At 61.8% G+C, this 969-nt stretch carries 1 protein-coding gene; it reads right to left on the bottom strand.

Annotation, left to right across the window (positions count from 1 at the left end; translation table 11 throughout):
• Positions 1-969 (bottom strand): trypsin-like serine protease (locus NW819_RS14230; RefSeq protein WP_414414150.1); only part of this gene is annotated, 969 nt, incomplete at both ends.

Genomic DNA, 969 nt, shown 5'->3' with positions numbered 1-969 from the left:
CCGGCTGCCAAAGTTGAGCCCCGCAACCACCTCACCTTCCCTCAAATTGACAACGAATGAAGCAGTTGTCCCGGTGGGGGGTGGAGGGGAGGGTGGTGCTGGAGTTGGGCTGGGGGCACTGCCGATTACCGATTGCACAAAACCGGCGAAGCTAGACACCCGCGTATACACCCCATAGAAATTGGGCTGGGCGCAGCCGGCGCCAAAACTGGTGATTCCGGCCAGGGCAAAACCCGTGCCACTGGACACAATCAAAGGCCCACCACTATCGCCCTTACACGCATCGACTCCTCCCTGGGGAAAGCCGGCGCAGAGCATAGTATCCAAAATGGTGCCATTGTAGGATTGGGGCGCGTTGCACACCGCATTGGAGACGATGGGAACGGTGGCCTGCTGCAAATCTCGGGTACGGCCGCTGGGTTCTTGATCCGGGGCGCTGGGGAAGGTGGCTCCCCAGCCAAGGATGGTGGCGAGAGTACCAGGGGCAGTCAGGTTGGTTTGGTTGGGCTGCACCAGCGGCAGGGTAGGCAGGTGCACTGGCCGAGAGAGGCGCACCAGGGCAATGTCATTCCCCCCCTCTGTCCCTCGTAGGGGGTCGTAGTTGGGGTTGAGGACAATTTGCGCGGCGCGAATGCGTTGGCCGGCACCGATTTGCAAGCGGTTGGTACCCAACAGCAGATCCAGATTTTGGGCACTCATTACCTGCTCGCCTTGTTCGTCGAAAAGACAATGGGCAGCGGTAACTACCCACTCCGGCGCGATCAGGGATCCGCCGCAAGACAGCGCTTGAAAAGGATCTGGCTCAGCCGCGTCCAGCAAAGCCACCATCCAGGGAAAGGCCCCTTCGGGAGCAGGTCTGCCGCCCACAATCCGCTCCAGCCCCAAGCCTGAGCGCGGCGTGGTGAAGATTCGCCCCGGGGGCAAAAGGGCGGTGACGCGGTAGGTGCCAGGGGGCAAGTTGGAGAAGCG

The sequence above is a fragment of the Synechococcus sp. R8-2 genome, from assembly GCF_047461715.1.
GTDB lineage: Bacteria > Cyanobacteriota > Cyanobacteriia > Thermostichales > Thermostichaceae > Thermostichus.
Note: the sequence above shows the minus strand (reverse complement) of the source record. Positions and strands in the feature narration are given on the sequence as shown.